Source organism: Pseudacidovorax intermedius, from assembly GCF_001476815.1.
In the GTDB taxonomy this organism is placed as follows: domain Bacteria; phylum Pseudomonadota; class Gammaproteobacteria; order Burkholderiales; family Burkholderiaceae_C; genus Xenophilus; species Xenophilus intermedius_A.
The window spans coordinates 1-20,857 of the sequence record NZ_LDSL01000025.1; the positions used below are offsets into that span (position 1 = coordinate 1).

The 20,857-nt window shown below is 68.5% G+C and carries 21 protein-coding genes; 9 read left to right on the forward strand and 12 right to left on the reverse strand.

The features are described from left to right. The first annotated feature begins 202 nt into the window (after positions 1 to 202). The 7 genes from ppk2 to urtE all read left to right on the forward strand — a co-directional run bounded on the left by ppk2 (position 203) and on the right by urtE (position 8,584). Complete coding sequence (gene ppk2 / locus NS331_RS03150) at positions 203 to 1,126, forward strand: polyphosphate kinase 2 (RefSeq protein ID WP_058640565.1); 924 nt, start codon at positions 203 to 205, stop codon at positions 1,124 to 1,126. A gap of 299 nt (positions 1,127 to 1,425) precedes the next feature. Continuing rightward, positions 1,426 to 2,448 (forward strand): extracellular catalytic domain type 1 short-chain-length polyhydroxyalkanoate depolymerase, encoded by a 1,023-nt coding sequence (locus NS331_RS03155; RefSeq protein ID WP_058640566.1) that lies wholly within the window; start codon positions 1,426 to 1,428, stop codon positions 2,446 to 2,448. 109 nt (positions 2,449 to 2,557) lie between these two features. Beyond that, positions 2,558 to 3,832, forward strand: coding sequence for an urea ABC transporter substrate-binding protein (gene urtA, locus NS331_RS03160; RefSeq protein WP_058640567.1), 1,275 nt, complete (start codon positions 2,558 to 2,560; stop codon positions 3,830 to 3,832). Positions 3,833 to 4,079: 247 nt separating this feature from the next. Next, entirely contained in the window at positions 4,080 to 5,627 is a 1,548-nt protein-coding gene (gene urtB, locus NS331_RS03165) for an urea ABC transporter permease subunit UrtB (RefSeq protein ID WP_058640583.1), read from the forward strand. Beyond that, on the forward strand, positions 5,624 to 6,856 hold the full coding sequence (gene urtC / locus NS331_RS03170) for an urea ABC transporter permease subunit UrtC (protein WP_058640568.1): 1,233 nt from the start codon (positions 5,624 to 5,626) through the stop codon (positions 6,854 to 6,856). Before urtB ends, urtC begins: the two co-directional genes overlap by 4 nt. Continuing rightward, the gene (urtD, locus tag NS331_RS03175) at positions 6,853 to 7,728 is read left to right on the forward strand and encodes an urea ABC transporter ATP-binding protein UrtD (RefSeq protein ID WP_058640569.1); all 876 of its coding nucleotides are present in this window, start codon (positions 6,853 to 6,855) and stop codon (positions 7,726 to 7,728) included. The genes urtC and urtD overlap by 4 nt, the downstream gene beginning before the upstream one ends. 151 nt (positions 7,729 to 7,879) lie before the next feature. Further along, positions 7,880 to 8,584 (forward strand): urea ABC transporter ATP-binding subunit UrtE, encoded by a 705-nt coding sequence (gene urtE / locus NS331_RS03180; RefSeq protein ID WP_058640570.1) that lies wholly within the window; start codon positions 7,880 to 7,882, stop codon positions 8,582 to 8,584. A 194-nt stretch (positions 8,585 to 8,778) separates the two neighbouring features. Here the strand turns inward: urtE and NS331_RS03185 are convergent, their stop codons facing one another. The 11 genes from NS331_RS03185 to NS331_RS03235 all read right to left on the reverse strand — a co-directional run bounded on the left by NS331_RS03185 (position 8,779) and on the right by NS331_RS03235 (position 17,527). Then, the gene (locus NS331_RS03185) at positions 8,779 to 9,786 is read right to left on the reverse strand and encodes an aldo/keto reductase (protein WP_058640571.1); all 1,008 of its coding nucleotides are present in this window, start codon (positions 9,784 to 9,786) and stop codon (positions 8,779 to 8,781) included. Continuing rightward, positions 9,758 to 10,333 carry a hypothetical protein gene (locus NS331_RS03190; RefSeq protein WP_058640572.1) on the reverse strand — a complete coding sequence of 192 codons (576 nt, stop codon included), beginning with the start codon at positions 10,331 to 10,333 and terminating at the stop codon, positions 9,758 to 9,760. The genes NS331_RS03185 and NS331_RS03190 overlap by 29 nt, the downstream gene beginning before the upstream one ends. Beyond that, positions 10,330 to 10,788: a MarR family winged helix-turn-helix transcriptional regulator gene (locus NS331_RS03195; protein ID WP_058640573.1), complete on the reverse strand. Its 459-nt coding sequence runs from the start codon at positions 10,786 to 10,788 to the stop codon at positions 10,330 to 10,332. The genes NS331_RS03190 and NS331_RS03195 overlap by 4 nt, the downstream gene beginning before the upstream one ends. After that, positions 10,785 to 11,165 (reverse strand): GIY-YIG nuclease family protein, encoded by a 381-nt coding sequence (locus tag NS331_RS03200; protein WP_058640574.1) that lies wholly within the window; start codon positions 11,163 to 11,165, stop codon positions 10,785 to 10,787. The genes NS331_RS03195 and NS331_RS03200 overlap by 4 nt, the downstream gene beginning before the upstream one ends. A 193-nt stretch (positions 11,166 to 11,358) precedes the next feature. Then, entirely contained in the window at positions 11,359 to 12,321 is a 963-nt protein-coding gene (locus NS331_RS03205) for a Gfo/Idh/MocA family oxidoreductase (RefSeq protein WP_058640575.1), read from the reverse strand. A gap of 28 nt (positions 12,322 to 12,349) precedes the next feature. Continuing rightward, positions 12,350 to 13,222, reverse strand: a complete 873-nt coding sequence (locus tag NS331_RS03210; protein WP_058640576.1) for a class III extradiol dioxygenase subunit beta — start codon at positions 13,220 to 13,222, stop codon at positions 12,350 to 12,352. A gap of 32 nt (positions 13,223 to 13,254) precedes the next feature. Then, positions 13,255 to 13,698, reverse strand: a complete 444-nt coding sequence (ligA, locus tag NS331_RS03215) for a protocatechuate 4,5-dioxygenase subunit alpha (protein ID WP_058640577.1) — start codon at positions 13,696 to 13,698, stop codon at positions 13,255 to 13,257. A gap of 96 nt (positions 13,699 to 13,794) precedes the next feature. Next, complete coding sequence (locus NS331_RS03220; RefSeq protein WP_058640578.1) at positions 13,795 to 14,724, reverse strand: amidohydrolase family protein; 930 nt, start codon at positions 14,722 to 14,724, stop codon at positions 13,795 to 13,797. 25 nt (positions 14,725 to 14,749) lie between these two features. Then, complete coding sequence (locus NS331_RS03225; protein WP_058640579.1) at positions 14,750 to 15,736, reverse strand: Bug family tripartite tricarboxylate transporter substrate binding protein; 987 nt, start codon at positions 15,734 to 15,736, stop codon at positions 14,750 to 14,752. Between the two features lie 58 nt (positions 15,737 to 15,794). Continuing rightward, complete coding sequence (gene ligK / locus NS331_RS03230; protein WP_058640580.1) at positions 15,795 to 16,478, reverse strand: 4-carboxy-4-hydroxy-2-oxoadipate aldolase/oxaloacetate decarboxylase; 684 nt, start codon at positions 16,476 to 16,478, stop codon at positions 15,795 to 15,797. Positions 16,479 to 16,498: 20 nt separating this feature from the next. Further along, positions 16,499 to 17,527: an amidohydrolase family protein gene (locus NS331_RS03235; RefSeq protein ID WP_058640584.1), complete on the reverse strand. Its 1,029-nt coding sequence runs from the start codon at positions 17,525 to 17,527 to the stop codon at positions 16,499 to 16,501. A gap of 181 nt (positions 17,528 to 17,708) precedes the next feature. Here NS331_RS03235 and NS331_RS03240 point away from each other — a divergent pair, with 181 nt between their 5' ends. Then, positions 17,709 to 18,614: a LysR substrate-binding domain-containing protein gene (locus tag NS331_RS03240; protein ID WP_058640581.1), complete on the forward strand. Its 906-nt coding sequence runs from the start codon at positions 17,709 to 17,711 to the stop codon at positions 18,612 to 18,614. Positions 18,615 to 18,687: 73 nt separating this feature from the next. On the opposite strand, the gene argH is transcribed toward NS331_RS03240, so the two are convergent. Further along, complete coding sequence (gene argH / locus NS331_RS03245) at positions 18,688 to 20,088, reverse strand: argininosuccinate lyase (protein ID WP_058640582.1); 1,401 nt, start codon at positions 20,086 to 20,088, stop codon at positions 18,688 to 18,690. Between the two features lie 187 nt (positions 20,089 to 20,275). Here argH and NS331_RS03250 point away from each other — a divergent pair. Beyond that, on the forward strand, positions 20,276 to 20,857 hold a 582-nt coding region (locus NS331_RS03250), incomplete at its 3' end, for a histidine kinase (protein ID WP_242873632.1).

Below are 20,857 nucleotides of genomic sequence, written 5' to 3' on the forward strand. Positions count from 1 at the left end.
GCGTGCGCGGCGTGGGTGGCGGCGAGCGGGGCGGGGGGAGGCAGGGAACGGGGCACGTCGGGCGGCGAAAGTAGGTCTGGGATGATGTGACGTCGGCATGTCAATCCGATGACAGGTGCGACGCCGGCGTCACGATGGCGTCATGCGCCCACACGAGCATGTGCGGCGTTTTCGTCCCCCTTTCCCTTTCATTGGTGCCGCCATGCCTTCTTCCGACTTCACGCCCACCGACCACGACGTGCTGATGCGCCGCATCGCCGACGAGCTGATCGACGGCTACGACGAGGAGATCGAACTGGAACTCGAAGACCGCGTGGTCGGCGCCGACGGCACACTGCAGCACGACGAATCGGGCATGCCGCGCCGTGCCTATTTCGAGGCGCTGTTTCGCCTGCAGGGCGAGCTGGTCAAGCTGCAGGACTGGGTTCAGCACACCGGCCAGAAGGTGGTGATCCTGTTCGAGGGCCGCGATGCGGCGGGCAAGGGCGGCGTCATCAAGCGCATCACCCAGCGGCTCAATCCGCGCGTGGCGCGCGTGGCGGCGCTGCCGGCGCCCAACGACCGCGAGCGCACGCAGTGGTACTTCCAGCGCTATGTGTCGCACCTGCCGGCGGCCGGCGAGATGGTGCTGTTCGACCGCAGCTGGTACAACCGCGCCGGCGTCGAGAAGGTGATGGGCTTCTGCACCGACGACGAACTGGAAGAGTTCTTCCGCAGCGTCCCGGAGTTCGAAAAGATGCTGGTGCGCTCGGGCATCCGCCTGATCAAGTACTGGTTCTCCATCACCGACGAGGAGCAGCACCTGCGCTTCCTGGGCCGCATCCACGATCCGCTCAAGCAGTGGAAGCTCAGCCCCATGGACCTCGAAAGCCGCCGCCGCTGGGAGGACTACACCAAGGCCAAGGAAGCGATGCTGGAGCGCACCCACATTCCCGAGGCGCCCTGGTGGGTGGTGCAGGCGGTGGACAAGAAGAAGGCGCGCCTGAACTGCATCACGCACCTGCTGGGACAGATGCCGTATCGCGAGGTGGCGCATCCGCCCATCGCGCTACCGGAGCGCGAACGGCACGACGATTACTTCCGGCAGCCGGTGCCGGCTAGCATGATCGTGCCGGAGGTGTACTGACCCCCAGGCTGCGCGCTTCGCGCCCCGCCTACCCCCTTGCAGGGGGCACATCCTGCGGCCCGGCGAAGCCGGTTCCGCGGATGTTGCCGGCTTGGCCTGCTCCGCGGCCTTTCGTGCATTTATCCGTCGAAACGTGCCGGCGATCGTCGAAGCGGGTCGTGGGGCGTCGCTGGCGGCACGTGGCGCGGCGATGCGCCGGCCATGTCTGCGACCGGCATCGCATTGGGCCTTCGGCTGCTTGACGCCGCGCTGCGCGGTCCCAAGCATGGAGTGCTTTGCTTCTTTCCAAGGCCGCGCCCATGCCCCGTCGTCCCCCTTCTCTCGGCCGCACCTTCGCGCGGGCCTACCAGCGGCAAATGAAGGTCGTGACGAGTGCCATGTCGCGCGCGGGGCAGAAGGTGGCGAAACGGGTGGGCGAGGCGGCGGCGGAGAGCAGCCGGCCGCCGCCCGGGGCGGGGGACTGGGTGACGGGGCTCGCCATGGCGGCCGGTGGCGCCTGCCGTTACCACCTCTTCGTGCCGCCGCCGGTGCCGGGTCGCCCCGCGCGCGGGCTGCCGCTGGTGGTGATGCTGCATGGCTGCAGGCAGACGGCGCGGGACTTCGCCATCGGCTCGCGCATGAACGCGCTGGCGCGGCGCGAAGGCTTTCTGGTGCTGTATCCGCAGCAGTCGGCGCTGGCCAATCCCGAGGGCTGCTGGAACTGGTTCTCCGACAGGCAGGCCGACGCCGAAGTGGCCCGGGTGCTGGCGGCCATCGACCAGGCCTGCCTGCTCTACGGCGCAGACGCTGAACGCATCGCGGTGGCGGGGCTGTCGGCCGGCGCCGGGCTGGCGGCGCGGCTGGCCATGCGGGCGCCGGCGCGCCTGCAGGCCGTGATGATGCATTCCGGCGTGGCGCCGGGTGCCGCGACCTCGCCGCGGCAGGCCCTCGCCGCCATGGCGGGCCGGCGGGCACCGGTGCTCGACCTGCCCGAGCACGGCGCGGCGCTGCTGCCGCCGCTGCTGGTGGTGCAGGGCGGGCGCGACATGGTCGTGCGGCCGGCCGCGGGGCGGCTGGCGGCCGAGGTGTGGGCGCAGGCGGTCGGCGCCGAGGCGGCCGATCCCGCCGTGCAGCAGCGCGGCCAGCGCCATCCGATGCGGGTCACCGACTTCCTGCGCAAACGCGTGCTGGAGGTGCGCCTGGTGGAGATCGACGCCCTCGCCCACGCCTGGAGCGGCGGCAGCGCGCGCGGCAGCTATGCCGACCCCGCCGGCCCGGATGCGGGGCGGCTCTTCTGGGACTTCGCCCGCCGCGCCTTCGCGCGCACCGCGGTGCCGCTCTGACGGCGGGCTGTACGCCACCCGGCGTATAGCCCGCGCGGGGCCCGGCAAGGAGACTCCATCCCGTTCCTTCCATCCCTTGCCAACCGAACCCCCCAGGAGAAGAGCAGCCATGCAACGTCGCTTCACCCTCAAGGCGCTGACCGCCAGCGTCGCCATCGCCAGCCTCGGCGCCGCGCCCGCCTTTGCCCAGCAGGACACCATCAAGGTCGGCGTGCTGCACTCGCTGTCCGGCACCATGGCCATCTCCGAGACCGTGCTCAAGGACACGGTGCTGATGGCCATCGACGAGATCAACGCCAAGGGCGGCGTGCTGGGCAAGAAGCTCGAGCCCGTGGTGGTCGACCCGGCCTCCAACTGGCCCCTGTTCGCCGAGAAGACCAAGCAGCTGCTCGGCCAGGACAAGGTCGCCGTGATCTTCGGCTGCTGGACCTCGGTGTCGCGCAAGTCGGTGCTGCCGGTCGTCGAGGAAATGAACGGCCTGCTGTTCTACCCCGTGCAGTACGAGGGTGAAGAGCTGTCGAAGAACGTGTTCTACACCGGCGCCGCGCCCAACCAGCAGGCCATTCCCGCCGTCGACTACCTGATGAGCAAGGAAGGCGGCGCCGCCAAGCGCTGGGTGCTGCTGGGCACCGACTACGTCTATCCCCGCACCACCAACAAGATCCTGCGCGCCTACCTCAAGAGCAAGGGCGTGAAGGACAGCGACATCGACGAGAAGTACACCCCCTTCGGCCACAGCGACTACCAGACCATCGTCGCCGACATCAAGAAGTTCAGCCAGGGCGGCAAGACGGCCGTGGTGTCCACCATCAATGGCGATTCCAACGTGCCCTTCTACAAGGAGCTGGGCAACGCCGGCCTGAAGGCCAAGGACGTGCCGGTCGTCGCCTTCTCGGTGGGTGAAGAGGAACTGCGCGGCGTGGACACCAAGCCGCTGGTGGGCCACCTGGCCGCCTGGAACTACTTCATGAGCATCAAGAGCCCGGCCAACACCGAGTTCATCAAGAAGTGGTCCGCCTATGCCAAGGCCAAGAACATCCCCGGCCACAAGGACAAGCCGCTGACCAACGACCCGATGGAAGCCACCTACATCGGCATCAACATGTGGAAGCAGGCCGTCGAGAAGGCCAAGTCCACCGACGTCGACAAGGTCATCGCCGCCATGGCCGGCCAGACCTTCAACGCGCCCTCGGGCATCGTGAGCAAGATGGACGAGAAGAACCACCACCTGCACAAGTCGGTGTTCATCGGCGAGATCCAGGCCGACGGCCAGTTCAAGGTGGTGTGGAAGACCAAGGAGCCGGTCAAGGCCAAGCCCTGGAGCCCGTACATCGAAGGCAACGACAAGAAGAAGGACGAGCCGGACGGCAAGTCAAAGGTTTGACCACCCCAGAACGGTGACCACCCCGTTTCTTGCTCACTTCGTGTAGCCGAATCCCCCTCAAGGGGCGCACCCGGCGGCCCGGCAAAGCCGGTTCCGCGGGTGCGTGCGAACTGGCTGCGCTTCGCTCGCCCTTGGCTCACGAGCGCACAGGCTCGGTCTTGCTTGTCGGGATCGGGCCTTTTTTGTTTATGTCGAGGATGACGTGAAGACACCCCTGCGTTTGTTCATGCAGATGGCCTGCCTTGCCATGCTGATGCTGGCTGGGCCGGTCCGGGCGCTGACGGCCGACGAGGCCCTGGCGATGGCCTCGGGCGATGCCGAGAGCCGCATCGCGGCCATCAACAAGGCCGTGGCCGTGGGCGACGACAAGACCAAGGCCTTCCTGCAGGCCCTGGTGGACGAAGCGGTGAAGTTCACCGACAAGCAGGCCTACGTCATGAAGGACGACAAGGGCTTCGACCCGGTCACCGGCGCCGAGGTGAAGGTGCCGGCCGAGGCCGAGGACGTCGTCAACAACAACCTGATGCGCGGCGCGCTCGATGCCGCGCAGGCGGCGTTGCAGCTCACCAGCCCCGACGAGGCCGTGCGGCTGGAAGCGGCCGAGGCGCTGTTCAAGGAGCCCGACGAATCGCGCGTGCCGCTGATCGAGAAGGCCCTGGCCGCCGAGCAGAGCGCCAAGGTCAAGGCCAAGCTGATGCTGGTGCGCGACGCTTCCATGCTCTCCAGCGCCGACGCCGCCAAGCGCCTGGCCGCCGCCAAGGCGCTGGGCGACAACAAGAACCCCGACACCAAGCTGCTGCTCAACCAGCGGCTGGCCGATGAGACCGATCCGCAGGTCAAGGCCGCCATCCAGGCCAGCATTGCCGCCATCGATGGCGCCCTGGTGTGGGGCGACCGGCTGGGCGTGATCTTCAGCGGCATCAGCCTGGGTTCGGTGCTGCTGCTCGCGGCGCTGGGCCTGGCCATCACCTACGGCCTGATGGGCGTGATCAACATGGCCCACGGCGAGCTGATGATGATCGGCGCCTACGCCACCTATGTGATGCAGGGCGTGTTCCAGCGATTCCTGCCCGAATCGATGTTCGGCTGGTACCTGGTGGCGGCCATTCCCGTCTCCTTCATGGCCTCTGCGCTGGTGGGCGCGGTGCTGGAGCGGGGCGTGATCCGATTCCTCTACGGCCGGCCGCTGGAGACGCTGCTGGCCACCTGGGGCATCAGCCTGATGTTGCAGCAGCTGGTGCGCACGATCTTCGGCGCGCAGAACGTGGGCGTGGAGAACCCCGGCTGGATGAGCGGGGGCCTGGAAGTGCTCTCCAACCTCGTGCTGCCCTGGAACCGCATCGGCATCATCATCTTCGCGGGCCTCGTTCTGGCGGCCATGGCCTGGCTGATCAGCCGCACGCGCCTGGGCCTGTTCGTGCGGGGTGTGACGCAGAACCGGCCCATCGCTTCGTGCATGGGCGTGAACACGGCACGGGTAGACACCTACGCCTTCGCGCTGGGCTCGGGCATTGCCGGCCTGGCCGGCTGCGCGCTCAGCCAGATCGGCAACGTGGGCCCCGACCTGGGCCAGAGCTACATCGTGGACAGCTTCATGGTGGTGGTGATGGGCGGCGTGGGCCAGCTGGCCGGCACCGTCTATGCGGCGCTGGGCCTGGGCGTGCTCAACAAGTTCATCGAAGGCTGGGCGGGCGCGGTGCTGGCCAAGATCGCCATCCTGGTCTTCATCATCGTGTTCATCCAGAAGCGGCCGCAGGGCATCTTCGCTATCAAAGGTAGGAGTGCGGAAGCATGAGAACCGTCACCCTTCCGTCCAAGGCCCCGCTTCTGAGCGGCATGGGTTGGACCGCCTTCTTCATCGCGCTGATCGTGGCGTGCGGGCTGGCGCCGGTGCTCAACCTGTGGGTGCCCGAGGGCAGCGCCTTCCACCTCAGCGACTATGCCGTCGCGCTGCTCGGCAAGATCATGTGCTACGCCATCTGCGCGCTGGCCATGGACCTGATCTGGGGTTACACCGGCATCCTGTCCCTGGGCCACGGCCTGTTCTTCGCGCTGGGCGGCTACATGATGGGCATGTACCTCATGCGCCAGATCGGCCGCGACGGCAACTACAAGAGCGATTTGCCTGACTTCATGGTCTTCCTCGACTGGAAGCAGCTCCCCTGGCACTGGACCTTCAGCGACAGCTTCGTCTTCCAGATGCTGATGGTGGTGGTGGTGCCGGGCCTCCTGGCGCTGGTCTTCGGCTACTTCGCCTTCCGCTCGCGCATCAAGGGCGTGTACTTCTCGATCATCACGCAGGCCATGACCTTCGCGGCCATGCTGCTGTTCTTCCGCAACGAGACGGGCTTCGGCGGCAACAACGGCTTCACCGACTTCAAGCGCATCCTGGGCATTCCCATCGCCACGCAGGAAATGCGCATGACGCTCTTCGCCCTGACCGGCGCGGTGCTGCTGGGCTTCTTCCTGTTCGCCAAGTGGCTGATCGGCAGCAAGTACGGCCGCGTGCTGCAGGCCATTCGCGATGCCGAATCGCGCACCATGTTCTGCGGCTACAACCCCTTGCCCTACAAGCTCAGCATCTGGGTCATCTCGGCCATGATGTGCGGCGTGGCCGGCGCGCTGTACGTGCCGCAGGTGGGCATCATCAACCCCGGCGAGATGAGCGCCGCCAACTCCATCGAGATCGCCATCTGGACGGCGGTGGGCGGCCGCGCCACGCTGGTCGGGCCCATCGTGGGCGCCTTTTTGGTCAACGGCGCCAAGAGCTGGCTCACGGTGGTGGCGCCGGAATACTGGCTGTACTTTCTGGGCGCGCTGTTCATCGCCGTCACGCTGTTCCTGCCCGACGGCATCGTCGGCCTGGTGCGCCGGCTGATGAAGCGCGACCGGGCCGAGGCCGCCGCCGAGCCGCTGCCCGCCACCGGCCGCGAAGAGGCGCAACGTGCGCTCGCGAAGGAGGAAGGCATGGAGCCCGGCGCCCTGCCCACCGTGCATGTCGAACCCAAGGGAGCCCAGGCATGACGCCCGACCTGATGGAAGCCGGCGCCCAGCGCCATGCCCGCGCCCAGGGCCTGCCGGCTGGCGCATCGACCGAGTCCGGCGGCCGCACCGCCGGCTACGGCCGCCCCGCCGTGGCGGGCGAGGTGGACGTGACCCACGGCCGCATCCTCTACCTGGAAGACGTGAGCGTGAGCTTCGACGGCTTCAAGGCCATCAACAAGCTGAGCCTGGACATCGCGCCCGGCGAGCTGCGCTGCATCATCGGCCCCAACGGCGCCGGCAAGACCACGATGATGGACATCATCACGGGCAAGACGCGGCCCGACGAAGGCACCGTGTACTTCGGCAGCACCATCGACCTGCTGCGGCACCGGGAGGCCGAGATCGCGCAACTGGGCATCGGCCGCAAGTTCCAGAAGCCCACGGTGTTCGAGCACCTGACCGTGTTCGAGAACCTGGAGCTGGCGCTCAAGACCGACAAGCGCGTCAAGCCCTCGATGTTCTTCAAGCTCGACTCGGCCCAGGCCGACCGGCTGGCCGACATCCTGCAGACCATCCACCTGGCGGGCAGCGTCAACCGCCTGGCCGGCACGCTGAGCCACGGCCAGAAGCAGTGGCTGGAGATCGGCATGTTGCTCATGCAGGACCCGAAGCTGCTGCTGCTGGACGAGCCCGTGGCCGGCATGACCGACGAGGAGACGGCGCGCACGGCCGAGCTCTTCCTCACGCTCAAGGGCAAACACTCGCTGATGGTGGTGGAGCACGACATGAGCTTCATCCGCACCATCTCCGAGATCGTCACCGTGCTGTGCGACGGCTCGGTGCTGGCGCAGGGCACGCTGGACGAGGTGCAGTCGGACGAGCGCGTCATCGAGGTGTATCTAGGACGATAAATGGTCCACCCCCAGGCTTCGCGCACTTCGTGTCGCTTCGCCACCCCCTCCAGGGGGCACAGCCAGCGGCCGGGCGAAGCCCGTTCCGCGGCTGTTGCTGGCATGGCCTGCTCCGCGGCCACCGGACCGCAGTTCTTCTTTCGAGGTCGTAATGCTTAGCGTCAAGAACATCCACCAGTACTACGGCGGCTCGCACATCCTGCGGGACGTGAGCTTCGAGGCGCCGCTGGGCCAGGTCACCGTGCTGCTGGGCCGCAACGGCGTGGGCAAGACCACGCTGCTGAAATCGCTCATGGGCCTGGTGCCCATCAAGAGCGGCAGCATCGAATTCGACGGCCAGCCGGTGCACAAGAAGACGCCCTACGAGCGTGCCCGCGCCGGCATGGGCTTCGTGCCGCAGGGCCGCGAGATCTTCGCGCGGCTGACCGTCGAAGAGAACCTGCGCATGGGCCTGGCCTACCGCAGCGCCTCCACGCCCATCGCGCCCGAGCTCTACGAGCTGTTCCCGGTGCTCAAGCAGATGCTGCACCGGCGCGGCGGGGACCTGTCGGGCGGCCAGCAGCAGCAGCTGGCCATCGCCCGGGCGCTGGCCCCGGGGCCGAAGATGCTGATCCTGGACGAGCCCACCGAAGGCATCCAGCCGAGCATCATCAAGGACATTGGCCGGGCCATCCGCCGCCTGGCCGACGAGGGCTGGAAGGGCCAGAAGATGGCCATCGTGCTGTGCGAGCAGTACTACGACTTCGCCGAGGAACTGGCCGACCACTACCTGGTGATGGAGCGTGGTGAGGTGATTGCGCGCGGGCTGGGCAAGGACATGGCGGCGGACGGTGTGCGCCAGCTGGTGGCGATTTGACCCACCCCCCAGGCTCAATGCCACTCCGTTGCCCAAAGGCCGTTCGGGGCTGAGCTTGTCGAAGCCTGGTGCGGGCCCTTCGACAAGCTCAGGGCGAACGGATCGGAGAGGCAAAGCCGGTTGAGCGGATACCCGCGCGCGGCCTGCTCCGTAGCCGCCAGATCTGAAGCGCCGGTCTGGCAGCGCGGGCGCACTCAGCCCGGAAACTCTTCCGTGTCCACTTCCTGCGTGGCCTGGGCGGGGTAGCGCGGACCGCTTACGGTGCGCTGGTTGATGAGATCGCCAGCGCGCGCGATCACGTCGGCGGGCAGCTTCAGGTCGGCGGCGGCCAGGTCTTCGTGCAGATGGTCCACGCTGGTGGTGCCGGGAATGGGAATGATGTCCTCGCCCTGCGCCAGCAGCCAGGCCAGTGCCAGCTGGGCGGGCGTGCAGCCGGCCTCTTGCGCCAGCGCCTCGAAGCCGGACAGCAACGCCAGGTTGCGCGGATAGTGCTCGGCCGAGAAGCGCGGCATGGGCCGGCGGATGTCCTTGGCGTCCAGGGCGGCCACGTCGGTCAGGCGGCCGGTGAGGTAGGCGCGGGCCAGCGGGCTGAAGGCCACGAAGGCGGTGCCCAGTTCGCGGCAGGCGGCCAGCACGGCGATCTCGGGGTTGCGCGTCCACAGCGAATACTCGGTCTGCACGGCGGCGATGGGATGCACGGCGGCGGCCTTGCGCAGCGTGCCGGCCGAGACTTCCGACAGGCCCAGCGCGCGCACCTTGCCGTCCTCGATCAGGCGCGACATCTCGCCCACGGAGTCCTCGATGGGCACCTTCTTGTCCCAGCGGTGCAGGTAGTAGAGGTCGATGACGTCGGTGCCCAGGCGGCGCAGGCTGTCCTCGCAGTTGCGGCGCAGCGTGGCGGGGCGGCCGTCGATCACGCGGCGCATCACGCCGTCTTCGCCCTTCACGCCCGCCATGCCGCCCTTGCTGCACAGCGTGAACTGCTGGCGGTGCTTCTTGAGCACACGGCCCACCAGCTCCTCGTTGGCGCCGAAGCCGTAGAGCGCGGCGGTGTCGAACAGCGTCACGCCGGCATCCAGCGCCGCCAGCAGCACGCGCTCGCCCTGCTCGGGCGAGGGTGGCACGCCATAGGCGTGGCTCAGGTTCATGCAGCCCAGGCCGATGGCCGAGACCTCAAAGTTCGCGATACGTCGTGTGTGCATGGGCAGAGCTTAGTCGGGGTTGGAAGGTTGAAAGCGGCGCACGGACTCTTTGCCAGGCCAGGTGCTGCCAGGCCGGCGTGCCGTAGCCTGCCACCAGATCATGGCCGATGGCCCGCCAGGCGGGGTCGGTCGCGTCGAGGCCCAGGGCTTCGATGAAGGGCGCCCGCACGATGAAGCACTGGCGGCGGTAGGGGAGCAGGAAGCCGCCGGGCTGCGTCGCGAGCACCGGTGCTGCTTCGTCATGGTGCGCGAACCAGAGGTGCAGCAGCAGGCCCGTGCGCGGCGCGTGCCAGAAGTCGCCCATGTCATCGCCCGGCGCGGCGAGGCGGCCCAGCACGCGGCGCGCATGGTCCCAGTGCAGGAAGCCGAGTTCTTGTGCTGCGGTCTGCAGATGGTCGCCCAGGGTGCGGTCGTCGCTGTGCCCTTCGCGGCGCGCGCCATTCAGGCGCACGCGGGCACGCACCTTGAGTTCCTCTGCCGGGACCTTGGCGCTTCCCATCGGGACGTCGTCGCGGGCATGCTTGTGCCCGAAGGGCTGCTGCTTCATGGCGCTGGCGCCGCAGACGGTGTCGGGATGACGGCGCTGCCCGCCACGGCATCGAGCTGCGCCTGCAGAGCGTCCGGGCCGCACAGGTCCAGACGGACGCCGGCCCAAGCCTTGGCGCACACGGCACCCACGGTCTGTGCGGCTTCGGCATGCAGCTGCCGGCCGGCGGGCCGCAGCAGTACGGTGCCGGCATCACGTGCAACGAGGCCGGTCTTCTCCAGGGGCATCAGTTGCCGGACGAGCGTCGAGGGGGCGATGTGAAGGGCCTGCGCGAGCTGCAGCGTCGGCAGACGTCCGTGCGATGCCTGCGTCAGTGCATCGAGCAGCAGGAAGTCCGACACGCCCAGGCCATGCCACATGCCCAGGCGCTCATCCAGGCGCTGCTGCTGGCGTGCATGGGCCCGCGCCAGCGCGAGGCCGAGCCGCATGGCCTGGGCGTCGGCCAGCCGGCTCATGCGCCGCCTCCTTGTCGTGCGCCGCCCTCGGCCGCGGGTGACAGCAACTCGGCCTCCCACAGCGCCAGCAGCGTCGCCAGTTCGGCGTCATAGTCGAAGGCGGGATCGTCGCGCTCCTTCACGCGGTCGACGACCTCGAAGCGGAAGGCCTCGGCGCCGTGCGTGTTCCAGGCCGCCTGCAGTGCCGCGTCCCGGTGGGCGCCGCGCATCAGTTCGAAACGCAGGCGGTTGAAGATGCCGTCCAGATGGCGGCTACTGCCCACCCGCAGCAGCCCGGCGGCGTCGCAGCGCAGGGCATAGATGCCCATGGCGGGAAAGGCCTGCTTGTACTGGCGCGTCAGCTCGCGACGGGCCTGCAGGGAAAGGGAAGGGGTCATGGCAGTGCTCCAGGTCCTCGTCGGCGAGCCGGTCCCGCATGGGGCTCGAACGAAGACCGCGGTCTGTCCACGGAATAAGAAAGATTTTGGAGGGTGAGAGCCTCTTGTGCGGGCAGGCGCCCCTCAGCACCTGCCCGCAATTTTACCCGGGTTATTTCGGCCGGATCAAGCGACCCGGCCGACGGGCGTCCGGTCAGCCGTTCAGCTGCTGTTCCAGCTGGTGCAGCACCTGGTAGCAGGGCAGCACCTGGACCACGCTGCTGTTGGGCTCGCGGCCTTCGCGGATGGCGGCGAAGAACTCGCGGTCCTGCAGTTCGATGCCGTTCATCGACACGTCGACCTGGCTCACGTCCACCGGCTCTTCGGCGCCCTTGCTGTGCGACTGCACCAGGTCGTCGTAGCGCGCGATGTAGGTGGCGGTGTCGCCGATGTAGCGGAAGAAGGTGCCCAGCGGGCCGTCGTTGTTGAACGAGAGCGACAGGGTGCAGATGGCGCCGCTGGCGGCCTGCAGCTGGATGCTCATGTCCATGGCGATACCCAGGTCCTTGTGGATCGGGCCCTGCACGGCGTTCGCCTTCACGATCGGGCTGCCGGCCTGGTAGGCGAACAGGTCCACCGTGTGGGCGGCGTGGTGCCACAGCAGGTGGTCGGTCCAGCTGCGGGGCTGGCCCAGCGCGTTCATGTTGGTACGGCGGAAGAAATACGTCTGCACATCCATCTGCTGGATGTTGAATTCGCCGGCCTGGATCTTCTTGTGCACGTACTGGTGGCTGGGGTTGAAACGGCGGGTGTGGCCCACCATCGCCACCTTGCCGACCTGCTTCTGCAGGGCCAGCACTTCTTCGCCTTCCTTGAGCACGTCGCACAGGGGAATCTCCACCTGCACGTGCTTGCCGGCCTGCAGGCAGGCCTTGGTCTGGGCGGCGTGCATCTGCGTGGGCGTGCACAGGATGACGGCGTCCAGCTCCTGGATGGCCAGGCTGTCGGCGAGGTCGGTGGTGACGTGCTTGATGCCGTACTTGTCGGCCACTTCCTGGGTCTTGGCCAGGTCGCGGCTGATGAGCGAGATCACCTCGACGTCGGGAATGTTCTTGATGCCGTCCAGGTGCTTGATGCCGAAGGCGCCGGCGCCGGCGAGTGCGACTTTGATGGTCATGTCTGTGTTGCCTGTGAGTCGGGGTTGTTCAGTTCTGTTCTTCCAGGATCAGGTGGCCCACGGCGGTGTTGGACGCCGGCACGTGGAAGAAGCGGTGCGCCAGCCTGGGCGCAGGGCCCTCGCCGTTGACGTCGGCCATGGCGCCGCGGGCGATCAGCCACATCACCAGTTCGATGCCCTCGCTGCCGGCCTCGCGCACGTACTCGATGTGCGGCACCTTGGCCAGCTCGGTCGGCTCGGCGATCAGCCGGTCCAGGAACTTGTTGTCCCAGTCCGAGTTGATCAGGCCGGCACGCGCGCCCTGCAACTGGTGGCTCATGCCGCCGGTGCCCCAGATGTGCACGTTGAGGTCCTCGTCGAAGCTCTCGACGGCACGGCGGATGGCGCGGCCCAGGTTGAAGCAGCGCTGGCCACTGGGCACCGGGTACTGCACCACGTTGACGGCGAAGGGGATCACCGGGCAGGGCCAGGCGCCGCTCTTCGGGTCCTGCTCGCCGCACATGAGCGACAGCGGCACCGTCAGGCCGTGGTCCACGTCCATCTTGTTGACGATGGTGAGGTCGAAGTCCTGCTGGATCACGCTCTGCGCGATGTGGCTGGCCAGCTCCGGATGGCCCACCACCTTGGGCACCGGGCGCGGGCCCCAGCCCTCGTCGGCCGGCTGGTACTCGGCGGCCGTGCCGATGGCGAAGGTGGGAATCATGTCCAGGCTGAAGGCCGTGGCATGGTCGTTGAAGACGAGGATCACGACGTCGGGCTTGTTGTCCTTCATCCATTGCTTGGAGAAGTCGTAGCCCGCGAACAGCGGCTTCCAATAGTCTTCCTTCGTCTTGCCCAGGTCCATGGCCGCGCCGATGGCGGGCACGTGCGAGGTGTAGACGGATGCGGTGATGCGGGCCATTCAAGCCTCCTGAAGGGTGCGGGGGCACATGGTCATGCCGCCTTGGTGGGATGGTGGGCGCCCTGCGGCTGGCGATGGGCTTGCGCATCGCCGTCCTCGCCCACGTAGCGGTTGCCGTCCACGCGGCGGCCGCCGTTGATCATCATGTTGCGGTATTCCTCTTCGGTCATGCCGGTCATCGAGCCCGCCATCTGCTGGAAGCTCTTGCCGTCGGTGGCGCCGATCTTGGCGAGGAAGTAGATGTTGCCGCCGGTGCGCATGCACCAGTTGAGGTCGCGGGCCAGCACGGCCTGCTTCTGCTCCTCGGTCATCGGCCATTCGTCGAGATAGGCCCGCTCGTCGGCCTTGAAGCGCTCGCGGTTCTCGGCCTTCATCAGGCTCATGCAGAACTGGTTGAGCCAGTAGCCTTTGCGGCTCTGGTCGGCGTCGAAGATGATCGTGCCGGGCACGTCCATGTAGGGTTTGTCGAGTGCCATGGTGGGTCCTTTATTGATGAATCGCCGCCGGGCCGCCCCAAGGCGATTCGCGCCCCCTCGGGGGGCAGCGACCCGCGAAGCGGCGGAGCGTGGGGGTCATTCTTCAGGCCAGTAGAGGCGCATGGGGTTGTCGACCAGCAGCTTCTTCTGCAGTTCCGGCGTGGTCGCGATGTGCGGAATGAAATCCACCAGCAGCCCGTCGTTGGGCATGTGGTCCTTCAGGTTGGGGTGCGGCCAGTCGGTGCCCCACAGCACGCGGTCGGGGAATTGCTCGACGATGCGGCGGGCGAAGGGCACCACGTCGCGGTAGGCGTTCTGCTCGCCGTCCAGCGCCTTGGGGCCGGCCACCGAAAGGCGCTCGGGGCAGCTCACCTTGCTCCACACGTTGGAGTGCTCGCGCATGAACTTCTCGAACAGCGCGAACTCGGGGCCGTCCACCGGCTTGGTCACGTCGGGGCGGCCCATGTGGTCCACCACCACCGTGGTCGGCAGCGCGGTGAAGAAGTCCCACAGCTCGGGCAGGTCCACCGCCTCGAAGTAGATGACCACATGCCAGCCCAGCTTGGCGATGCGGCCAGCGATCTCCATCAGCTCGTCCTTGGGCGTGAAATCCACCAGACGCTTGACGAAGTTGAAGCGCACGCCGCGCACGCCGGCGTCGTGCAGGGCCTGCAGTTCTTCGTCAGTGACGCTGCGCTTGACGGTGGCCACGCCGCGGGCCTTGCCGTCGGACGACTGCAGCGCATCGACCAGCGCACGGTTGTCCGCGCCGTGGCAGGTGGCCTGCACGATCACGTTGCGGGCGAAGCCCAGGTGGTCGCGCAACGCGAAGAGCTGCGCCTTGCTGGCGTCGCAGGGCGTGTACTTGCGCTCGGGCGCGTAGGGGAACTCGGCGCCGGGGCCGAAGACGTGGCAGTGCGCATCGACGCTGCCGGCCGGCACCTGGAATTTCGGCTTGCTGGGGCCGCTGTACCAGTCCAGCCAGCCGGCGGTCTTCTCGAAGGGGCCTGTGGTGGGTTTGCTCATGAGCGTTGCTCCTGGGGAGATGGGTTCAATCGGGCTTGATGCCGGCTTCGCGCACCAGCTTCTCGTAGCGCACGCGCTCCGAGTGGATGAGCTGGACGAACTGCTCGATGCTGCCGGGCAGCACCTCGCCGCCGACCTGGGCCATGCGCTCGCGCACGGCCGGCGTCTGCAGCGCCTTCTGCACTTCGGCATGCAGCTGGGTGACGATGGGTCGGGGCGTGGCCGCTGGCGCCACGATGCCGTACCAGACCGAGGCCTCGAAGCCCGGAAAGCCGGATTCGGCAATCGTGGGCGCGTCGGGGAAGACGGCGCTGCGGTTGGCGCTCAGCGCGGCCAGCACCTTGAGCTTGCCGCTCTTCACGTGCGGCTGGGCCTCCAGCGCGTTGATGGCCACCAGCGGCAGCTGGCCGCCGATCACGTCGGTCAGTGCCTGGGCGCCGCCGCGGTAGGGCACGTGCTGCAGCCTGATGCCCGCGGCGCGCTCGAAGAACTCCACCGCCATGTGCGGCGTGGAGCCGTTGCCCGGCGAGGCGAAGGACAGGCTGCCGGGCTTGGCCTTGGCCTCGGCGATCAGCTGCTGGATGGTGCCGAAGGGCGCACTGGCATTGGCGGCGATCACCACCGGCACGCGGCCGATCAGCGACACCGGCACCAGGTCGCGCTCGGCATCGAAGGGCATGGGCTGGTAGAGCGCCATGTTGGCCGCCAGCGCATTGGCCGCCACCATCAGCGTGTAGCCGTCGGCCGGCGCGTCGATGGTGGCCTTGACGGCGATGTTGCTGCCGGCGCCCGGCCGGTTGTCGATCACGAAGGGCTGCCCCAGGCTGGCCGCGAGGGCCTGGCCCACGCTGCGCGCCACGGCGTCCACGGCACCGCCGGCCGAGTAGCCGACCAGCACGCGCACGGGCTTGTTCGGATAGCCCGCCTGCGCGGCGGCCAGCGTGGGCGCGAGCCAGGCCGACGCCGCGGCGAGCGGGCCGGCGGCGATCAGCTGGCGGCGGGAAAGGGTCATGGTCGTCTCCGTGTTCTTCTGTGCATGCAGCGCGTGCCGGCGGGCGCCGGCAACGCGCTCAGTCGATGTACTTGAGCCCCGCGGCCGCCAGCGGCTCGCGCATCTTGTACATGTCCAGGCCCAGCACGCCGCTGGCCAGCTTGGCGCGCTTCTCGCCCTCGAAGGACTCGCGCTTGCGGGCGGCCTCCAGCGTCTTGGCGGCCACGGCGCGCGGCACGCAGACCACGCCGTCGTCGTCGGCCACGATCACGTCGCCGGGCGTCACCAGCATGCCGGCGCACACCACGGGGATGTTGACCGAGCCGATGGTGGCCTTGATGCAGCCCTTGCTGCTGATGCACTTGCTCCACACGGGGAAGTTCATCTCCTGCAGCGTCTTGACGTCGCGCACGCCGGCGTCGATCACCAGGGCGCGGGCGCCGCGGGCCTGGAAGCTGGTGGCCAGCAGGTCGCCGAAGTAGCCGTCGGTGCATTCGGCGGTGATGGCCGCCACCACGATGTCGCCGGGCTGGATCTGCTCGGCCGCGACGTGCAGCATCCAGTTGTCGCCGGGGTGCAGCAGCACGGTGACGGCCGTGCCGGACACCTGCTGGCCCGGGTAGATCGGGCGCATGTAGGGCTTGAGCAGGCCCACGCGGCCCATGGCCTCGTGCACCGTGGCCGAGCCCAGGGCGGCCAGGCCGTCCGCGGTCTCGCGGTCGGTGCGCTGGATGTTGCGGTAGACGACGCCTAACTCGTACATGTTTGTCTCTCCGGGAGGGGTTAGAGGCTCTTGGCCTTCAGGGCGGCATCCAGGCGCGGGAAGACCCGGCGCGCGTTGCCCTCGAACACCTGGAAGCGCTCGTCGTCCGTCAGGTTGGCGGTGGCGCTCACGTAGCGCTTGGTGTCGTCGTAGTAGTGGCCGGTCTGCGGGTCGATGCCGCGCACGGCGCCGATCATCTCGGAAGCGAACAGGATGTTCTTGACCGGGATCACCTTCGTCAGCAGGTCGATGCCCGGCTGGTGGTACACGCAGGTGTCGAAGAAGATGTTGTTCAGCAGGTGCTCTTCCAGCAGCGGCTTCTTCATCTCCTGCGCCAGACCGCGGAAACGGCCCCAGTGGTAGGGCACCGCGCCGCCGCCGTGCGGAATCACGAACTTCAGCGTCGGGAAGTCCTTGAACAGGTCGCCCTGGATGCACTGCATCACCGCCGTGGTGTCGGCATTCAGGTAGTGCGCGCCGGTGGTGTGGAAGCAGGCGTTGCAGCTGGTGCTGACGTGCACCATGGCCGGAATGTCGTACTCCACCATCTTTTCGTAGATGGGGTACCAGTGGCGGTCGGTCAGCGGCGGGCTGGTCCAGTGGCCGCCGGAGGGATCGGGGTTCAGGTTGATGCCGACGAAGCCGTATTCCTTGACGCACTTCTCCAGCTCGGGAATGCAGGTCTTGGGGTCCACGCCCGGCGACTGCGGCAGCATGGCGGCGCCGATGAAGTTGTCGGGAAAGAGCTCGCTCACGCGGTAGCACAGCTCGTTGCAGATGGCCGCCCAGGTGCTGGAGACCTCGAAGTCGCCGATGTGGTGCGCCATGAAGCTGGCGCGCGGGCTGAAGATGGTCAGGTCGCTGCCGCGTTCCTTCATCAGGCGCAGCTGGTTCTGCTCGATGGACTCGCGCAGCTCGTCGTCGCTGATCTTCAGGTCGGCCGGGTTGGGCTTGGCCGACGGGTCCTTGATGCCGGCGATCTGGGCATTGCGCCAGTTCTCAAGCGCCTTGGGGGCGGTGGTGTAGTGGCCGTGGCAGTCGATGATCAGCGGCTGACCGTTGGATTTCGGCATGTCGTCTCCTGGAGGAACGGGCTGGCCGGCGGAGGCCGGCAGCGGTCGGAAGGGCAGCGCCCATTCTGGGTGTCGGCCGACCGCGCTCCCAGGGGGATGATCGACTAGCAGCTAGAACAAACTGCTATAGCATGTGTGTCGATATGCGCCGAACGTCATGGATCTGAAACAGCTGGAGTATTTCGTGCGGGTGGTGGAGCTGGGCAGCTTCACCCGCGCCGCGCTGGCGCTGGACATCGCCCAGCCGGCCCTTAGCCGCCAGGTGCGCACGCTGGAAGTGGAACTGCGTCAGAACCTGCTGGTGCGCAATGGCCGCGGCGTGACGCCGACGGAGGCCGGCGCCCTGCTGCTGGAGCATGGCCGCGGCATCCTTCATCAGGTGCAGCGCGCGCAGGAAGAACTGGCGCGTGTGCGCGGCGGCCTGGCCGGCCGGGTGGCGCTGGGGCTGCCGCCCACGGTGGCGCGGGCCCTGGCCGTGCCGCTGACGCGGCGCTTTCGCCGCGAGCTGCCCGAGGCCCGGCTGTCGATCAGCGAAGGGCTGTCGATTTCCATGCACGAGGCCCTGTCGGCCGGCCGGCTCGACATCGCCGTTCTCTACCAGGCCAAGCCCACGGCCGGCCTCGACATCGCGCCGCTGATGGCCGAGGAACTGATGCTGGTGCAGGCCCGCCCGCCGGGCCTGGCGGAAGACCCGCCGCCGCCGCCCATCCCGCTGGCCGAGGTGGCGAAGCTGCCGCTCATCATCCCGAGCCGGCCCAACGCCGTGCGCATGCACGTGGAGTCGGAAATGGCCGCCCTGGGCTGCGAGCCGCAGATCGCGCTGGAGATCGACGGCGTGCCCGCCATCCTGGATCTGGTGGCCGACGGCGCCGGCTGCGCCATCCTGGCGCGGCGGGCGGTGCAGACCTCGATCCGCCCCTCGGCCTTCAGCGTGCGGCCCATCGGCCCGCCGCGGCTGCAGGTGCAGGCGCACGTGGCGGTGAGCGCCCAGCGGCCCGTGACGCGCACGCAGGCGGCGGCACTGGAACTGCTGAAGGCGGTGGCGGCGGAAACGGGCGGTTGACCGGGCGACGCCCCGCTTCAACGAAAAGGGCGCCTTGCCGGCGCCCTTCATCGTGACGGCCAACAAGCCGTGCTCAATCGCCCAGCCGCGCCCGGTGCCGTGCGATCTGCGCCGTCACCTGCACCGGCGCCGTGCCGCCCAGCGTGCTGCGCGCCTCCAAAGAGCCGCGCAGGCTCAGCACGCCGAACACGTCGTCGCCGATCTCCGGGTTGAACTGCTGCAGCGTGGCCAGCGGCAGCTGCGACAGGTCCACACCCTCGGCAATGGCCGTCTTGACGGCATGGGCCACCGTCTCGTGCGCGTCGCGGAAGGGCAGGCCCTTCTTCACCAGGTAGTCGGCCAGGTCGGTGGCGGTGGCATAGCCGCGCAGGGCGGCGGCCTCCATGGCCTCGCGGCGCACGGTGATGCCGCCCACCATCTCGGCGAAGATGCGCAGCGTGTCCTTGAGCGTGTCGACGGTGTCGAACAGCGGCTCCTTGTCTTCCTGGTTGTCCTTGTTGTAGGCCAGGGGCTGGCCCTTCATCAGGGTGATCAGGCCCATCAGGTGGCCGACCACGCGGCCGGTCTTGCCGCGCGCCAGCTCGGGCACGTCGGGGTTCTTCTTCTGCGGCATGATCGACGAGCCGGTGGTGAACCGGTCGGCGATCTGGATGAAGCCGAAGTTCTGGCTCATCCACAGGATCAGCTCCTCGCTGAAGCGGCTCACGTGCACCATCGCCAGGCTGGCGAAGGCGGTGAACTCGATGGCGAAGTCGCGGTCGCTCACGGCGTCCAGGCTGTTCTGGCACACGCCTTCCATGCCCAGGGTGCGGGCCACGCGCTCGCGGTCCAGCGGATAGCTGGTGCCGGCCAGCGCGGCGGCGCCCAGCGGCAGGCGGTTGACGCGGCGGCGCAGGTCGGCCAGGCGCTCGGCGTCGCGGGCGAACATCTCCACGTAGGCCAGCATGTGGTGGCCGAAGCTCACCGGCTGCGCCACCTGCAGGTGGGTGAAGCCGGGCAGGATGGCGTCCACGTTCTCGCCGGCGATCTTCACCAGCGCCTTCTGCAGGTCGGTCAGCAGGCCGTCGATCAGGTCGATCTCGCCGCGCAGCCACAGCCGCACGTCGGTGGCCACCTGGTCGTTGCGGCTGCGGCCGGTGTGCAGGCGCTTGCCCGCGTCGCCCACCAGCTGGGTCAGGCGGGCCTCGATGTTCAGGTGCACGTCCTCCAGCGCCAGCTTCCATTCGAAGCTGCCGGCCTCGATCTCGCTGCGGATCTGAGCCATCCCACGCTGGATGTCGGCCAGGTCCTGCGAACCGATGATGCCCTGGGCGGCCAGCATCTCCGCATGAGCCAGCGAGCCCTCGATGTCCGCCTGCGCGAGCCGCTTGTCGAAGAACACGCTCGAGGTGTAGCGCTGCACGAGTTCGCTCATGGGCTCGGAGAACAGCGCGGACCACGCTTCGGATTTCTTGTCGAACTGGTTCTGGGTCATGGATGGGGGCCGCGAGGGGCCTTCAAGGAACGGGGAGCAGGCGGTGAGCGGCGCACCGGCGGGCGGAGCGCGGGGCGGCGCAGCCTCGGGGGCGAGGGCCATAATCGGCAGCCCTTCTGCGTCGCCAGCCATGCGAAACCCCCGGATTTTATCGGCGCGACCCCGCCCCGGCGCCGGCCTCGTGCCGATGGCGCCGCAATCCGATTTCTGCCGGCCGGGCATGGTGCTGCGCGTCGTGCTGGCCGTGGAACTGCTGGTGGCCACGGCCGTGCTCTTCGTGGCTGAGTCGCCGCACGATGCCCTCCTGCGCCTGGCCACCGGCACCGGTGGCGCCTTGCCCGCCGCGCTGCTCTGGTTGATCGCCGCCTGTGCGCTGCGGCGGCGGCTGGCCGGCTGGCGGCCCGTGCACCAGCAGGCCGGTGGCGCCGCGGCCGGTGCCGTCGCCGGTCTCTACGGCTGCGCAGTGCTGCAGGGCACCGGCGCCATGGCGCAGGCGCCGTGGCTGGCCGGTGCGCTGGCCGGCGCCGTGTTCGGTGCGGCCGCCATGGCCATCATGGCGCTGCGCACCGCCGCCCAGATGCCGGCCGCCACCACCGCGCGCCTGGCCGAGCTGCAGCAGCGCATCCGGCCGCACTTCCTCTTCAACACCCTCAACAGCGCCATCGCGCTGGTGCGCAGCGAACCCGCGCGGGCCGAGGCCATGCTGGAAGACCTGGCCGAGCTGTTCCGCCAGGCGCTGGCCGAGCCGGGCGGAACAGCTCGGCCAGGT

What these genes read in the sequence shown, in the direction of transcription:
- ppk2 (WP_058640565.1), top strand. Translation starts at nt 203, where the DNA reads ATGCCTTCTTCCGACTTCACGCCCACCGACCACGACGTGCTGATGCGC.
- NS331_RS03155 (WP_058640566.1), top strand. Translation starts at nt 1,426, where the DNA reads ATGCCCCGTCGTCCCCCTTCTCTCGGCCGCACCTTCGCGCGGGCCTAC.
- urtA (WP_058640567.1), top strand. Translation starts at nt 2,558, where the DNA reads ATGCAACGTCGCTTCACCCTCAAGGCGCTGACCGCCAGCGTCGCCATC.
- urtB (WP_058640583.1), top strand. Translation starts at nt 4,080, where the DNA reads ATGCTGATGCTGGCTGGGCCGGTCCGGGCGCTGACGGCCGACGAGGCC.
- urtC (WP_058640568.1), top strand. Translation starts at nt 5,624, where the DNA reads ATGAGAACCGTCACCCTTCCGTCCAAGGCCCCGCTTCTGAGCGGCATG.
- urtD (WP_058640569.1), top strand. Translation starts at nt 6,853, where the DNA reads ATGACGCCCGACCTGATGGAAGCCGGCGCCCAGCGCCATGCCCGCGCC.
- urtE (WP_058640570.1), top strand. Translation starts at nt 7,880, where the DNA reads ATGCTTAGCGTCAAGAACATCCACCAGTACTACGGCGGCTCGCACATC.
- NS331_RS03185 (WP_058640571.1), bottom strand. Translation starts at nt 9,786, where the DNA reads ATGCACACACGACGTATCGCGAACTTTGAGGTCTCGGCCATCGGCCTG.
- NS331_RS03190 (WP_058640572.1), bottom strand. Translation starts at nt 10,333, where the DNA reads ATGAAGCAGCAGCCCTTCGGGCACAAGCATGCCCGCGACGACGTCCCG.
- NS331_RS03195 (WP_058640573.1), bottom strand. Translation starts at nt 10,788, where the DNA reads ATGAGCCGGCTGGCCGACGCCCAGGCCATGCGGCTCGGCCTCGCGCTG.
- NS331_RS03200 (WP_058640574.1), bottom strand. Translation starts at nt 11,165, where the DNA reads ATGACCCCTTCCCTTTCCCTGCAGGCCCGTCGCGAGCTGACGCGCCAG.
- NS331_RS03205 (WP_058640575.1), bottom strand. Translation starts at nt 12,321, where the DNA reads ATGACCATCAAAGTCGCACTCGCCGGCGCCGGCGCCTTCGGCATCAAG.
- NS331_RS03210 (WP_058640576.1), bottom strand. Translation starts at nt 13,222, where the DNA reads ATGGCCCGCATCACCGCATCCGTCTACACCTCGCACGTGCCCGCCATC.
- ligA (WP_058640577.1), bottom strand. Translation starts at nt 13,698, where the DNA reads ATGGCACTCGACAAACCCTACATGGACGTGCCCGGCACGATCATCTTC.
- NS331_RS03220 (WP_058640578.1), bottom strand. Translation starts at nt 14,724, where the DNA reads ATGAGCAAACCCACCACAGGCCCCTTCGAGAAGACCGCCGGCTGGCTG.
- NS331_RS03225 (WP_058640579.1), bottom strand. Translation starts at nt 15,736, where the DNA reads ATGACCCTTTCCCGCCGCCAGCTGATCGCCGCCGGCCCGCTCGCCGCG.
- ligK (WP_058640580.1), bottom strand. Translation starts at nt 16,478, where the DNA reads ATGTACGAGTTAGGCGTCGTCTACCGCAACATCCAGCGCACCGACCGC.
- NS331_RS03240 (WP_058640581.1), top strand. Translation starts at nt 17,709, where the DNA reads ATGGATCTGAAACAGCTGGAGTATTTCGTGCGGGTGGTGGAGCTGGGC.
- argH (WP_058640582.1), bottom strand. Translation starts at nt 20,088, where the DNA reads ATGACCCAGAACCAGTTCGACAAGAAATCCGAAGCGTGGTCCGCGCTG.